This window comes from Geodermatophilus africanus (assembly GCF_900107105.1).
GTDB classification, from domain to species: domain Bacteria; phylum Actinomycetota; class Actinomycetes; order Mycobacteriales; family Geodermatophilaceae; genus Geodermatophilus; species Geodermatophilus africanus.
In genome coordinates, this window is sequence record NZ_FNOT01000001.1 from 353,478 (window position 1) to 366,950 (window position 13,473).

The window sequence follows — 13,473 nt, forward strand, 5'->3', positions numbered from 1 at the left end:
GACGGCGTGCGTCCCGGGCCCGGCTCTCCCCCACCGGAGCCGGAGAGCCCGGCGACCCCCCGGCCATGGCTGCGGCTCGCCGTCCTGGCGGTGCTGCTGGCCGCCGCGACGGTGGCGGCGCTGACGATCGAGCGGCCCGGCGTCCCGGTGGTGCGGGGCTGGCTGGACGACGCGGGTCCCCTCGGCTGGACCGCCGTCGTCCTCGCGGTCTCCGGTGCGTTGATGACGCCGGTCCCGCGAACCGCCACGTCGGTCCTACTGGGCGCCGCGGCGGGCTTCCCGGCGGGGCTCGGGGTGGCCGTGCTGGCCGGCTGGATCGGCGGCATGGGCGGCTTCGCCCTCGGCCGGCACCTGGGGCGCGACGCCGTCGCCCGGCTCACCGGCCCGCGGCTGGCCCGCGCCGACCGGCTGTTCCGGGACCGCGGCCTGCTCGCCGTCGCGCTCGCGCGGGTGAGCCCCGTGCCGTTCTGGGTCGTCAGCTACGCCGCCGGCCTGTCGAGCATCCGCTGGCTGCCCGCCACGCTCGGGACCGTCGTCGGCGTGGTGCCGGGCGCGGTGCTGCACGTCGGCATCGGCGCCTCCGTCGTCAGCTGGCTGTAGCCGCGTTACTCGTTCGGGTCAGTACCGGATGTCGATCGTGCCCAATCAGGTCCTTGGTGCCAGAATGTGAACAACAGGTGAACGAGAGGTGGATCCAATGCGTACAAGTCCTTGCCCGCAGTGTCGCTGGGTGGCCGTGGTCGACACCTCCGGGCACCGGCACATGGAGATGCGCTGGGTCGTTCCGTCGAAGCCGACCGCCCAGCCGACCGCCACTCCGTCCACGCTGCGCGCCGCCTGAACCGTCTCCTCGCACAGGGCCGGGTGGGTCCGCCCACCGGGCCGCTCGCGGCGGTGAGGTGACTCGTCGACCGGCCGCCGTGCGCCGTTCGTCCGCGGGTCGCGCCGCTGTCTCGGCCGCCCTGGCGATGATCATGGGGTTGTTGCCATCCGGCGCGGCGCGTCTGCGCGTGTCGACGGCATCAACCCCATGATCAACTCGCCGGGATGGGTGCACCGCGCCCATCCCGCTGCGGCGGGCTCCTCCGTCGGTGGCGCGGGGGTGCTCGGTCGGTGTTCTCGCTGGTCAGGGCCCCGGAACTGTCGTACCCCCGGCCTAGTGGGGGGGCGTATTCCTCGGCGGGAGTTCGTGGTCGGGCTGACGGTGGCCGACCTGGCGCCGCCGTCGCCGGAGTTCGGCCCGCCGGTCACCGCGGTGCCGTCGCTGGGCGAGCTGCTGCCGGTGTGGTCGCGGACGGCGGCGGAGAAGGCCGCCGAGCTGCAGCGGGTGCAGCGGCTCAAAGCCGAGCTGGCCGCCCACGAGCTGGAGCTGGTGGCGCGTTCGCCGCCGACCGGCCGGCCGCGGCCGATCGGCAGCCGGGTGAGCCCGGCGCCGCCGCGTCCACGGACGAGACGGAGGCGGAGGGGCCGACCTGATCGGCGTCGTGACAACGTGGCTGCACGACGGGGGCCGGCCCGATTGGGCACAGCGGGCGGTCGCACGCGCCTGCTTGCAGGACCTCGACCGAACTGCTCCCCGAGCTCACCGGCGTCCACGAATGGCGCTGCGTCGGACGGCTCCGCGAGCTCGCCGGACTCCTCGCGGCGGCAGGCGGTCGACCGTCAGCCGAGCGCCAGCACCCGCACCAGCTGGCGGGCGGCATCTCCGCCGTCGCTGATGGCGACGTCCAGGGCGCCGGACACGTCGAGGTCGTCGAACAGCCGGTCGGCCACCGCCCGGCTCGCCGCGGGTGACCAGCCGGGACGGCCGGCGGCGGAGAACAGCGCGTCCAGCCGCCCGGACGCCGTCTCCAGCAGCTCCGGCCGGTACTCCCACGGCTGCGACCACGGCCGGTCCAGCACGAGCAGCCGCAGCGCCGGACCGGTGGTCACCCGCAGCAGGTCCGCGACCAGCGTCAGGTTGCCCGTCGACTTCGCCATCTTCGCGCCGTCCTGCGAGACCGCCCCGACCTGCACCCGGCTGCGCGCGAACGGCGCCACGCCCGAGGCCGCCTCGGCCATCGCCACCTGGTGCGCGTGGTGCGGGAACGCCAGGTCGGCGCCGCCGACCAGGACGTCGACGCCGTGGCCCAGCGTGGCCGTCGCCATCGCCGCGCACTCCGCGTGCCACCCCGGCCGCCCCCAGCCCCACGGCGAGGGCCACGCCGGGTCGCGCTCGCCGGAGGCCCGCCAGACCGGCACGTCGAACGGGTCCTCGCGCAGCGGGTCATCCGGCTCGTCACCGAACTCGGCGGCCAGCTCGCGCGCCCGGTCCGCGGACAGCCCGGACGACGCCGCCGCCCCGGCACCACGGAAGAAGACGTGGCCCTCCCGCTCGTACGCCTGCCCGGCCCGCAGCAGCGCCGCGGCCAGCTGCTGCACGTGCGCGATGTGGTGCCGGGCGCGCGGCGCGTGCGTGGGCGGCCGGACGCCGAGGGCCCGCATGTCCTGCTCGAAGGCGAACTCCTGGCCCAGCGCGAACTCGTCGTAGTGCCGGCCGCGGGCATCGGCGGCCCGGGTCAGCACGTCGTCGACGTCGGTCACGTTGCGGCTGGTCACCACCTCGGCCCCGGCCAGCCGCAGCACCGACCCGAGGACGTCGGCCCACACGAACGTCGCCGCGTGCCCGAGGTGCGTCACGTCGTAGGGCGTGATCCCGCAGACGTACACCCGCGCGGGGCTGAGCACCGGCAGCGGCCGCCCGCCCAGCCGCAGGTCGGCGCTGCGGACGTCGACCGGCTCGGCCACGCGGCCGGCGACGCCGACGATGCCGGGAGGGGTGGGAGGAAGCAGTGCCATGCCGCCATCCTGCCCGCCGCGCCGGGGCCCTCCGCAGCAGGCCGGGAGCCCCGCGGCGGCCCTGCTCCGGTCGGGCCCGTGGCCGTCGCCGCCGCGGAGGTGCTGTGCGACCGTTCCCCCATGGTCGCCGTCCTCTCGATCCAGTCGCACGTCGCCTACGGCCACGTCGGCAACTCCTCCGCCGTCTTCCCGCTGCAGCGACTCGGCATCGAGGTGTGGCCGGTGCACACCGTGCAGTTCTCCAACCACACCGGCTACGGCGAGTGGAAGGGCCGGGTCTTCGACGGTCAGGCGATCGAGGAGGTCGTCGACGGCATCGCCGAGCGCGGCGTGCTGGGCTCCTGCGACGCCGTCCTCTCGGGCTACCTCGGCTCGGCCGACATCGGGCACGCCGTCGTCCAGACCGTGCAGCGGGTGCGCCAGGCCAACCCGGCGGCCGTCTACTGCTGCGACCCGGTCATCGGCGACGTCGGCCGCGGCGTCTTCGTCCGCCCCGGCATCCCCGAGTTCATGCGCGACGTCGCCGTCCCCGCCGCCGACGTCGTCACCCCGAACCACTTCGAGCTCGACTTCCTCTCCGGGGCGGCGACGCGGACCCTCGACGAGGTGCAGGCCGCCGTGGCCACCGTCCACGCGCTCGGCCCGCGGGTCGTGCTCACCACCTCGCTGGAGACCGACGACACTCCCGGGGACGCCGTCGACCTGCTCGCCTCCGAGGGCGGGCGGCATTTCCGGGTGCGCACCCCGCGGCTGGACGTGTCGGTCAACGGCGCCGGTGACGCCATCGCCGCGCTGTTCCTCGCCCACTGGCTCGCTGGCCGGGACGCGGGCAGTGCGCTCGGCGCCGCCGCCGCCTCGGTGCACGGCCTGCTCGCCGCCACCGAGCAGGCGCGGTCGCGGGAGATCCTGCTGGTCGCCGCGCAGGAGGAGTTCGTGACGCCGAGCCGCACCTTCCCCGTCGAGGAAGTGTGAACGCCGGCGCGCGGAACACCTAAGGCACCAGCACCAGCTTGCCGTGGGTGTGGCCGGCCATCCCCTGCCGGTGGGCTGCGGCCACCTCCTCCAACGGGAAGGACGCGGCGACGACGACCTCCAGCCGGCCGGCACCGGCGGCCTCGGCCAGCTCCGGCCGGGCGGCGTCCCGCAGCTCGGTGCCGGGGTCGGCACCCGGCCCGCCGCCGAGCGCCCGGATGCCCTCGCTCCCGGCGCGGTCGAAGGCGGCGATGGTGGCGATCCGCTGCCGGTCGGCGACCAGCTCGAGGGAGACGTCGACGGCCTCGTCGGTGCCGACGAGGTCCAGGGCGGCGGCCACACCGTCCGGCGCGAGGTCGCGCACCCGGCCGGCGAGCCCGTCGCCGTAGCGCACCGGCTCGGCCCCGAACCGGCGCAGCAGGTCCGTGCCGCCGTCGCCGACCGTCCCGATGACGCGGGCGCCGCGCAGGGCCGCGAGCTGGACCGCCATCAGGCCCACCCCGCCTGCGGCGCCGTGCACCAGCACGGTGTCGCCCTCGCCGACGTCGGTCGCGGTCAGCGCGTGCACCGCGGTCGCCCCGGTCAACATCAGCCCGGCCGCCGGCGCCCAGCCCAGGGACGCCGGCTTGGGCACCAGCGCCGACGTGGGGACGACGAGCTCGGCGGCGTACCCGCCGGAGACCCGGAACCCGATGACCTCGTCACCGACGGCGAGGTCGACGTCCGGCCCGACCGCGGTGACCACCCCGGACACCTCGAAGCCGAGGCGGCGCGGCAGCGCGGCCGGGTCGGTGCCGAACGCCCCGGTGTAGCTCTTCCAGTCCGCCGGGTTGACCCCGGCGGCGCGGACCTCGACCCGCGCCTGCCGGGGGCCGGGGTCGCCGACCGGCCGGTCGACGACGGCGAGCACCTCGGGTCCTCCGTAGGCGGTCGCCAGGACGACGCGGCTCACTCGTTCGCGGCCGCGGCGGTGTCACCACCGCCCTGCTTGCTGCTGGGCGCGCCGATCCACACGGTCTTGGCGTTGGTGAACTCGTACATGCCGACCTCGGTCAGCTCGCGGCCGTAGCCGCTCTGCTTCACCCCGCCGAAGGGCAGCTCCGGGTAGCTGGTGGTCATCCCGTTGACGAACGCCATGCCCGACTGGATGTCGCGGATGAACCGCAGCCGCTCGCCCTGGTCCTCGCTCCACAGGTTGGAGCCCAGGCCGTACACGTGGTCGTTGGCCAGCCGGATCGCCTCGTCGAGGTCGGCGACGGTGTGCAGCGCGGCGACCGGGCCGAACACCTCCTCCGACCAGATCCCCATCTCCGGGGTCACGTCGGTCACCAGGGTCGGCTCGTAGAACCAGCCCGGCCGGTCGACCCGCTTGCCGCCGACCACGACGGTGGCGCCCTTCTCGACGGCGTCCTGCACGTACCGCTCGACGTCCTCGACACCGGACTCGGTGGCCAGCGGGCCGACCTGGGTGTCCTCGGCCATCGGGTCGCCGACGGTCAGCGCGGCCAGCCTCTCGGCGAACAGCCGGGTGAACTCCTCGGCGACGTCGGCGTGCACGAAGAACCGCTTGGCGGCGATGCAGCTCTGCCCGTTGTTCTGGCACCGGGCGGTGACCGCGACGTCCGCGGCCCGCTCCAGGTCGGCCGAGGGCATGACGATGTAGGGGTCGGACCCACCCAGCTCGAGCACCGTCTTCTTGATGACGTCACCCGCGATCCGGGCCACCGACTCCCCCGCGGCGTTGCTGCCGGTCAGCGTCGCGGCCACCACGCGGTCGTCGCGCAGCACCTGCTCCACCGCGCCGGACCCGATGAGCAGGGTCTGGAACACGTCGTCGGGGAAGCCGGCCTTGCGGAACAGCTCCTCCAGGTAGAGCGCCGTCTGCGGCACGTTGCTGGCGTGCTTGAGCAGGCCGACGTTGCCGGCCATGAGCGCCGGGGCGGCGAAGCGGATCGCCTGCCAGAGCGGGAAGTTCCAGGGCATGATCGCCAGGACCACGCCCAGCGGCTGGTGGACGACGTAGGCCTCGACCGCGCCCACCGCGGCCGCGTCCGCGGGCTTGGGCTGCAGCATCTGCTCGCCGTGCTCGGCGTAGTAGCGCAGACCCTTGGCGCACTTGGCCACCTCGGCCTGCGCCGAGGCCAGCGTCTTGCCCATCTCGGTGGTCATGAGCTCCGCGACGCTCTTGGCGTCGGCGTCCAGCACGTCGGCGGCGGCCCGCAGCCAGCCGGCCCGCTGCTGCGGGGTGGTCAGCCGGTAGCTGTCGAACGCGGCGGCCGCGCGGCCGACCCGCTCCTGGACGGCCTCGTCCGACAGCGGCTCGAAGGTCTGCAGCGTCTCGCCGGTGGCGGGGTTGATCGTGGCGATGGCCATGAGCGGCGTCCTCTCGGTGGTGCGGGGCTCGGCGGGCCCCGCGCGCGTCAACTCTCCCGCTGCTGGCCGTTCCCCGCTCCGGTCGCGGGCACACGCGCGGCCCGGGCCAGGACGTCGAACGTCCGGCGGGCCATCAGGCCGGCGTCGGACTCGGCGACCGCCCGGGCTCGCGCGCGCCGTCCCAGCTCCGCGCGGGCGGCCGGGTCGGCAAGCAGGCCGGCCAGCGCCGCGGCCAGCGCGCCGGGGTCCTCCGGCGGGACGACGACCGCGTCGGCGCCGACCGCGGGCGCGACGTCCCCCACGTCGGTGGCCACGCACGGCAGCCCCTCGGCCATGGCCTCCAGCAGCACCAGGGGCAGCGCCTCGCGCCGGGAGGACAGGCAGAACACGTCGAGGCCGGCGAGGAAGCCGCGGACGTCGTCGACGAAGCCGCAGAAGGTGACCGGCAGGCCGACGGCCGCGGCGCGCAGCCGGTCGCCGTCGCGCCCCTCGCCGCCCACCACCACCTCGACGGGCACGCCGCCCGCGGTCAGCTCGCGGACGGCGTCGATCAGCACGTCCAGGCCCTTCTGCGCGGTCAGCCGGCCCAGCGCGCCGACCCGCGGCACCGCGTTGCCCGCGGGGCCGGACGGGGCACCCGGCACGTCGACGCCGTTGGGGACGACGTGCACCCGGTCCGCGGACACCCGCAGGTCGGCGACGAGCTGGTCGCGGGCGCCGACGGCCGGGGTCAGGACGGCGGCCATCGCGCCGTAGAGCCCGGCCAGGTGTGCCCGCTCCTCCCCCGCGCCGGCGTCGCCGGGCAGGTGCAGCACGCCGACCGTGGGCGCCACCTCCAGCGCCGCCGCCACCGCCGCCGCGTTGGACCCGGGGTCGACGAGGTTGACCAGCACGACGTCCGGGCATTGGGCGGCCAGCGCGGCCCGCACCGCCGGCGCGGCAGCCGAGTGCCGGGCCAGCGGGACGGCGGCGATCCGGTCGGGCGGCAGCAGCGGCCCGAAGCGGGCGGCCAGCGGCCCGGCGCAGACCAGCGACGCCGTCCAGCCCTGGTCGCCGGCGCGGCGGAGCAGGTGGGTCAGGTAGACCTCGGCGCCGCCCCAGTTCTCCGAGTCGCAGACCAGCGAGACCCGGTTCACGCGACGGTCCCGCGGGCGAGGTCGCGGGCGGCGGCGAGCACGTCCGCGGGCCGCACCGAGTCGGCGCAGCGGAAGTCGATCGGGCAGACCAGGTGCGGGCACGGCGCGCACGGCACGTCGGCGACCAGCGCGCGGTGCCGCGGGCCGGGGTGCGCCCAGCGGACCGGGTCGCCGGGCAGGAAGACGGTGACGCTGCGGGCGCCCACCGCGGCGGCCAGGTGCGCCGAGCCGGTGTCGTTGCCGACCAGCACCGCGGCGTCGCGCAGCAGCGCGGCCAGCCCGCCGAGGCTCGTGGCGCCGGTGAGGTCGACCGCCGGGGCGCGCATCGCGGCGACCACCGCCGCGCCGACCGCCCGCTCCCCCGGCCCGCCGGTGACGACGACGGTCAGCCCATCGGCGGCCAGCGCGTCGCCGACCGCGGCGTACCGCTCGGCCGGCCACCTGCGGGTGGGCGAGGAGGCGCCCGGGTGCAGGACGGCGTAGCCGCCGGGCACCAGGCCGGTGCGGGCCAGCGTCGCCGCGTGCTCGGTCGCGTCGGCGGGCGTGAGCGGGAAGGCCATCGCGGGCGGGCCGGCCGGCGGCAGGCCAAGGTGCTCGAACAGCCGGGTGTGCCGCTCGGCCTCGTGCAGGGCTACCGGGTAGCGCAGGTGCAGGTGCTCCGTGCCCGGCGGCGGATCCCAGCCGGTCGGGGCGAATCCGCCGACCAGCCGGGCGCCCAGTGCCGCGGTGACCCGGTTGGCGGCGGGCCGGTCGCCGTACACCTGCAGCGCCAGGTCGAAGCGCCGCTCGGCCGCCGCCGCGGTGAACGCCGCCCAGGACGCCGGGTCCGGCTCCCGGCCGGGCGGGCGGTCGGGGACGTCGTCGGCCCCGGGGAAGGGCAGCAGCTCGTCGACGGCGTCCCCCATCCGCCCCACCACCGCGGCGGTCTCCGGCCAGGTGACGAGGCCGACGTGCAGGTCCGGCCGGGCGGCGCGCAGCCGCCGCAGCGCGGGCAGCGAGCAGAGCAGGTCGCCCAGACCGACGCGCAGCCGCACCAGGGCGACCCGGCGCACCGCCGGGTCGGTGAGGGGGGCGGTCACCTGCGGCATCCTCCCCGGCGGCGACGCCGCCGCAACTCTGCTTCACTGCGGGTCCTGCCGACGTCGGTGGAGTCGGTCCAACCCGGAGGTCCCGTGCGCCCCGTCCACGTACTGCGGCTGTGCAGCGTGTTCGAGCCGCTGCCCGCGGGCGGCCGGGCCGTCGACCCCCGCGCCACCCGCTTCGACCCGATCGGCGGCATGCAGAACCACACCGCCGCGCTGACCCGCTGCCTGGACGCCCAGGAGCACGTGCAGACGGTGGTCACCTCGCGGCTGGCCGGCCGGCGCGGGGCCGTGCCGATGGGCCGCGCCGCCGTCGTCCACCGCACCGGGCTGCCGCTCCCGCGGCTGCGCCAGCTCTGGGCGCTCGACGCGCTGCGCGTCGTCCTGCGGCGGCCGGCGCGGCCGGTGGACGTCGTGCACGCGCACCAGGGCGAGGACCTCGCCACCCTGCCGCTGGCCCGACTCGCCGCGCGGCGGCACCGCTGCCCGCTGGTGGTCACCGTCCACTGCAGCGTCGGGCACACGCTCACCGGCCGGGGCCTGCGCACCCGGCTGCTCCGGGGGCTCGGCGGGTGGGTCGAGCGGTCGGCGCTGCGCCGGGCCGACGCGGTCGTCGTCCTCACCGACCGGACCGCCGCCGCGCTGGCTGCCGACGGCCTGCCGGCCGGCCGGGTGCACACGATCCCGTCGGGCTTCGACCCGGCGCTGTTCCCCGGGAACTCCGCCGACGTCTTCCGCGGGGTCGGCCGGCCGCGGATCGGCTACGTCGGGCGGCTGGCCCCGCAGAAGCGGGCCGACCGGCTGGTCGAGGCGTTCCCGCGGATGCGCCAACCGGCGTCCCTCGTCGTCGTCGGCGACGGGCCCGACCGCGAGCGGGTGCAGGCGCTCGCGGCCGGCCTGCCGCGGACGCACCTCACCGGGTTCGTCGAGCACGCCGCCGTCCCGGCCGTGCTGGCCTCGCTCGACGTGCTGGTGCTGCCCTCGGCCTACGAGGAGATGGGCTCGGTGCTGACCGAGGCCATGGCCTCGGGGCTGCCGGTGGTGGCCAGCGACGTCGGCGGCATCCCCGAGGTGGTGCGGCACGGGGAGACCGGCCTGCTGGTGCCGCCCGGGGACGTCGACGCGCTGGCCGCGGCGCTGGACCTGCTGGCCGCCGACCCCGGCCTGCGGACCCGGCTGTCGGCGGGGGCGCGCGCCCGGGCCGCGAAGTACGCCTGGCCACGGCTGGCCGCCCGGGTGGCCGCCGTCTACGCGCGGGTGCGGGAGGGGGACGCGCTGGAGGCGGTGGCGTGACGGCGGTCGGCGTGCTCCTGCCGGTGTACGACCAGGCCGCCTTCCTGCCCCGCGCGCTCGAGGGCCTGCGCGCGCAGTCCCGCGCCGACTGGACGGCGCTGGTGCTCGACGACGGCTCACCGGACCCCTCGGCGGTGGCCGACGCGGTGCGCGGGCTGGGTGACCCGCGGGTCCGGCTGGTCCGGTGGCCGGACAACCGCGGGCTCGGCGCGACGCTGAACGCGGGGCTCGACGCACTGGACACCCCGCTGGTCGCCTACCTCCCGGCCGACGACGTCTGGTCCCCCGACCACCTCGCCGCGCTGCTCGACTGCCTGGCCGAGCCGGGTGTCGTCCTGGCGCGGTCGGGCCTCGCCGAGCCCCCGGACAGCCCCTACGAGCAGCTGGTGCAGGTGGCGCACCGGGTCACCGCCGACCGGTGGACCGAGCGGGCCGAGCTGGAGACCGACGACCTGGGCCGGCTGATGTGGGACCGGCTGCGGGCCCGGGGGCGGACGGCGGACACCGGCCGGGTCACCTGCGCGTGGACCCGTCACCCCGGCCAGCGCTCCGCGGCGCTGCGCGAGTCGCGGGACGGCGGGCTGAACGTCTTCCGCAGCCGCTACCGGGTGCGCGAGCCGCTGCGCTTCTCCTCCACCGACGGCGGGGACGTCGACGAGGTCGCCCGGTACGCGCGGTTCCGGTCGCGGGAGTACCCGGCCGACGGGCTGTCCGTGCTCCTGGTCGGGGAGCTCGCGCTCAACCCCGAGCGGGTGCTGGCCCTGGCCGAGCGCGGCACCCGGCTGACCGGGCTCTGGACGACCGACGGCCTGGGTGACGCCACCGTGGGCCCGCTGCCGTTCGGGCACGTGCCCGACCTCCCCCGCGACCGGTGGCACGACGCCGTGCGGGAGCTCGCGCCCGACGTGGTGTGGGCGCAGCTGAACTGGCGGGCGGTGCCGTTCGCGCACGGGGTGCAGTCGGCGTTCCCGGAGCTGCCGTTCGTGTGGACGTTCAAGGAGGCGCCGCAGCGCAGCACCGTCCGCGGCGAGTGGCCGCTGCTGGCCGACCTGGTGACGCGGGCCTCGGCGTCCCTGTTCGCCACCGAGGAGGAGCGCGACTGGTTCGCCCTCGCGCTGTCCGGCCGGGTCGACCCGACCCGGCTCGGCGTGCTGGACGGCGACCTGCCCAAGCGGGACTGGCTGGACGCGCCGCTGACCCCGAAGCTCTCGGACACCGACGGGCAGCCGCACACCGTCGTCGCCGGCCGGCCCTCGGGGCTGGACCTCGACCGGGTGCTCGCGCTGGCCGCGCGCGGCGTGCACACCCACCTCTACGGGCAGGTGCGGGCGCCGGGGCCGAAGGGCTCGTGGACCGGCTGGCTCGACGCCGCGCTCGCCGCCGCGCCGGGGTTCGTGCACGTGCACCCGCCGGTCGGGCCGGAGGGGTGGGTGTGCGAGCTGTCGCGCTACGACGCCGGGTGGCTGCACCGCTTCGACAGCGCCAACGGCGGCGACCTGCGGCGGGCGACCTGGGACGACCTCAACTCCCCCGCGCGGCTGCCGGTCCACCTCGCCGCCGGGCTGCCGCTGCTCCAGCAGGCCAACCCCGGGTCGGTGGTGTCGGTGGAGCGGGTGCTGCGCCGCGACGGGACCGGGCTGTTCTACCGGTCCGCCGACGACGTGGCCGACGTCCTCGCCGGGGAGCTGGCGACCCGGCGGGGTGCGGCGGCGGCACTGGCGGTGCGCGAGCGGCACACCTTCGACGCGCACGCCGACCGGGTGCTCGAGCTGTTCCGCTCGGTGGCGCGCTGATTCCTGTCGGACCCCGCACCTACCGTCGCGGCGTGGTGATCGAGCTGCGGTGGGCGGTGACCGATGGGCCGGCGGGTACGGCCGCCGTCGCGCTGCCCGAGGACGGGACAGCCGCCCGCGTGCTCGGCCTACGCCCCGGCAGCGACTTCTGGTGCTCCCGCGAGGCCGGCGGCTGCGGCGGCCGGCTCGTCCTGGAGGTGCGGGACGGCGCCCGGCCGCGCTTCCGCCACACCGGCGAGGTGCCCTGCGCCTTCGCCGCGTCCGACGCCGGGCCGGCGTACGAGTCGCTCCGCCACCGGCGGGCCCTGGGAGCGTGGCTCGCCGCGGAGGGTCTCCGCCCGCGGTTCGAGGAGGTCCCCGGGAGCGGCGGCCTGCTCGTCGTTGTGCCGGAGGTCGGGAGCGCGGTCGTGGTCCAGCTCGCGCCGGTCGGGGACACCGCCTGGCGCGAGCGCGACGACCGGTGCCGCCGACGGGTGCGGCACGTGACCTGGCTGTACGGGCCCGCGGCCGAGGCGGCCGGGGACACCGAGCTCGCCGTCCGGGGCGTCGCGTACGCGGTCCGGCGGCACGGCACCGGCCTCCTCGTCGGCGTCCGGGACGTCGGCGGCGGGACGCGCTGGGTGCGGCTGAGCGCCTGCCGTCTCACCGCCGACGGCTTGGAGGCGCCAGGCACGGCGGAGGCCCGGGCGCTGCACGCGCGGCGCGCGGCCGACCGGCACGAGGCGGCGCGCCGGGCCGCGCGGTGGGCGGAGCGGGGGGCGCAGCGGCCGCGGGTGCGCCCCGAGACCGCGGACCTGCCCCTTCCCTTCCCGGCGTAGCGGGCGGCCGGTTACTCGCCGGTGACGCCGTCGACGGCCTCGCGCAGCAGGTCGGCGTGGCCGTTGTGGCGCGCGTACTCCTCGACCAGGTGCAGCAGGATCCAGCGCAGCGAGAACTCGTCGTCCCGGCGCCACGGCCGGTCCGCGGTGTCGAGCGGGAGGCGGTCGACCACCGTGCCGACCGCCTCGGTGACGGCGTGCCAGGTCGCCCAGGCCGCGTCGACGTCGTCCTGCGTGACGGTGCCCGGGTCGACCCGGAACTGCTCGTCGCGGTCGCGGACCATGTCGGGCCAGAGGTCGTCCGGCAGCCCGCCGAAACCGACCAGCCAGCCGGTCTCGACCGCCGCGAGGTGGCGGACCAGACCGAGCAGGGTGAGCTCCGAGGTGGGGACGGCGCGGGTCGCCAGCTGCTGCGGCGTCAGGCCTGCGCACTTCCAGGCCAGCGTCTGCCGGTACAACCGCAGGAAGCCGGTCAGCAGCGTGCCCTTGTCCCCGGTGAGCGGCGGCTCGGTGCGGTCGTCCTCGGGCGTCACGCCCACCTCCTCGTCCGGCGTCTGCCGCGGCAGCCTGCCGCACCGGACGTGCGCGGCCCGGTCGTCGGCTGCCGGGGTCGGGCGCCGCGTGTGCACGCATCGCGAGCCCGAGCGCATCCGGACGGCGGTGCGTGCACACACCGCGGCCCGGACCGTGCGGCTACGGCGTGGGCTGCTCCTGCGACGACGTGCTCACGTCGTCCGGCCCGGCCGCCGGCGCCTCGGACACCTCCGTGCGACGCCAGGGCAGGTGCAGGTTCAGGTGCGGCAGGTGCAGGTGCGGGCGGTGCAGGGTGCCGCGGGTGTGCGCGAGCCGGTCGACCACGCGCGGCGGCAGGTGGACGTGCGGCAGGTGCACCAGGTGCGGGTGCGGCACGTGCTGCGCCACGAGTGCCGCCGCCCGCAGCCGCAGCCCCGCCTCCTCGCGCGCTCTGATCGCCGCCCGGGCGGCGCGGTGGTCGCGCTCCCACCGGGCGGTGTTGGCCCGCGCCAGCCAGATGACCGCCCCGACCTCCAGCACGAAACCGAGCACGACGATAGCCGCCCACTTCATGACGACCCACTCCCCGAGCCGCCGCGGCAGCCCGGTCCACCCGGCGTCAGCGACGATGGAGGCAGGGTCCCGCCTCCCCTGT

Annotated in this window: 12 protein-coding genes; 5 read left to right on the forward strand and 7 right to left on the reverse strand. The window is 77.0% G+C overall.

Annotated elements, in window-relative coordinates; all coding sequences use genetic code 11:
* Positions 1–6 precede the first annotated feature (6 nt).
* Positions 7–600, forward strand: a complete 594-nt coding sequence (locus BLW63_RS01600; protein ID WP_244522283.1) for a TVP38/TMEM64 family protein — start codon at positions 7–9, stop codon at positions 598–600.
* Between the two features lie 1,062 nt (positions 601–1,662).
* Here BLW63_RS01600 and BLW63_RS01605 read toward each other — a convergent pair.
* Positions 1,663–2,838 carry a cysteine--tRNA ligase gene (locus BLW63_RS01605; protein ID WP_091150736.1) on the reverse strand — a complete coding sequence of 392 codons (1,176 nt, stop codon included), beginning with the start codon at positions 2,836–2,838 and terminating at the stop codon, positions 1,663–1,665.
* 78 nt (positions 2,839–2,916) lie between these two features.
* Here BLW63_RS01605 and pdxY point away from each other — a divergent pair, with 78 nt between their 5' ends.
* On the forward strand, positions 2,917–3,810 hold the full coding sequence (gene pdxY, locus BLW63_RS01610) for a pyridoxal kinase PdxY (RefSeq protein ID WP_244522284.1): 894 nt from the start codon (positions 2,917–2,919) through the stop codon (positions 3,808–3,810).
* A gap of 19 nt (positions 3,811–3,829) precedes the next feature.
* Here the strand turns inward: pdxY and BLW63_RS01615 are convergent, their stop codons facing one another.
* Genes BLW63_RS01615 through BLW63_RS01630 form a run of 4 tightly spaced genes read right to left on the reverse strand, consistent with a single transcriptional unit; the run spans position 3,830 to position 8,407 of the window.
* Positions 3,830–4,762 (reverse strand): quinone oxidoreductase family protein, encoded by a 933-nt coding sequence (locus BLW63_RS01615; RefSeq protein ID WP_091150738.1) that lies wholly within the window; start codon positions 4,760–4,762, stop codon positions 3,830–3,832.
* A complete protein-coding gene (locus BLW63_RS01620) occupies positions 4,759–6,183 on the reverse strand; it encodes an NADP-dependent succinic semialdehyde dehydrogenase (protein WP_091150740.1) in 1,425 nt (474 codons plus the stop codon). Before BLW63_RS01620 ends, BLW63_RS01615 begins: the two co-directional genes overlap by 4 nt.
* 47 nt (positions 6,184–6,230) lie before the next feature.
* On the reverse strand, positions 6,231–7,319 hold the full coding sequence (locus BLW63_RS01625; RefSeq protein WP_091150742.1) for a glycosyltransferase: 1,089 nt from the start codon (positions 7,317–7,319) through the stop codon (positions 6,231–6,233).
* On the reverse strand, positions 7,316–8,407 hold the full coding sequence (locus BLW63_RS01630) for a glycosyltransferase family 9 protein (RefSeq protein ID WP_091150743.1): 1,092 nt from the start codon (positions 8,405–8,407) through the stop codon (positions 7,316–7,318). Before BLW63_RS01630 ends, BLW63_RS01625 begins: the two co-directional genes overlap by 4 nt.
* An 84-nt stretch (positions 8,408–8,491) precedes the next feature.
* On the opposite strand from BLW63_RS01630, the gene BLW63_RS01635 reads away from it, so the two are divergent.
* The 3 genes from BLW63_RS01635 to BLW63_RS01645 are packed head-to-tail and all read left to right on the forward strand — an operon-like array spanning position 8,492 to position 12,305.
* Positions 8,492–9,694, forward strand: a complete 1,203-nt coding sequence (locus tag BLW63_RS01635; RefSeq protein ID WP_091151180.1) for a glycosyltransferase — start codon at positions 8,492–8,494, stop codon at positions 9,692–9,694.
* Positions 9,691–11,487 carry a glycosyltransferase family 2 protein gene (locus tag BLW63_RS01640; protein ID WP_091150745.1) on the forward strand — a complete coding sequence of 599 codons (1,797 nt, stop codon included), beginning with the start codon at positions 9,691–9,693 and terminating at the stop codon, positions 11,485–11,487. The genes BLW63_RS01635 and BLW63_RS01640 overlap by 4 nt, the downstream gene beginning before the upstream one ends.
* A 32-nt stretch (positions 11,488–11,519) precedes the next feature.
* Positions 11,520–12,305, forward strand: coding sequence for a hypothetical protein (locus BLW63_RS01645; protein WP_091150747.1), 786 nt, complete (start codon positions 11,520–11,522; stop codon positions 12,303–12,305).
* Between the two features lie 11 nt (positions 12,306–12,316).
* On the opposite strand, the gene BLW63_RS01650 is transcribed toward BLW63_RS01645, so the two are convergent.
* Entirely contained in the window at positions 12,317–12,838 is a 522-nt protein-coding gene (locus tag BLW63_RS01650; RefSeq protein ID WP_211516965.1) for a DinB family protein, read from the reverse strand.
* 160 nt (positions 12,839–12,998) lie between these two features.
* A complete protein-coding gene (locus BLW63_RS01655) occupies positions 12,999–13,391 on the reverse strand; it encodes a DUF2849 domain-containing protein (RefSeq protein WP_091150749.1) in 393 nt (130 codons plus the stop codon).
* Positions 13,392–13,473 lie beyond the last annotated feature (82 nt).

Excerpts from the sequence above, each read along its gene's own strand:
- BLW63_RS01620 (WP_091150740.1), bottom strand. The coding sequence starts at position 6,183 with ATGGCCATCGCCACGATCAACCCCGCCACCGGCGAGACGCTGCAGACC.
- BLW63_RS01605 (WP_091150736.1), bottom strand. The coding sequence starts at position 2,838 with ATGGCACTGCTTCCTCCCACCCCTCCCGGCATCGTCGGCGTCGCCGGC.
- BLW63_RS01630 (WP_091150743.1), bottom strand. The coding sequence starts at position 8,407 with ATGCCGCAGGTGACCGCCCCCCTCACCGACCCGGCGGTGCGCCGGGTC.
- BLW63_RS01655 (WP_091150749.1), bottom strand. The coding sequence starts at position 13,391 with ATGAAGTGGGCGGCTATCGTCGTGCTCGGTTTCGTGCTGGAGGTCGGG.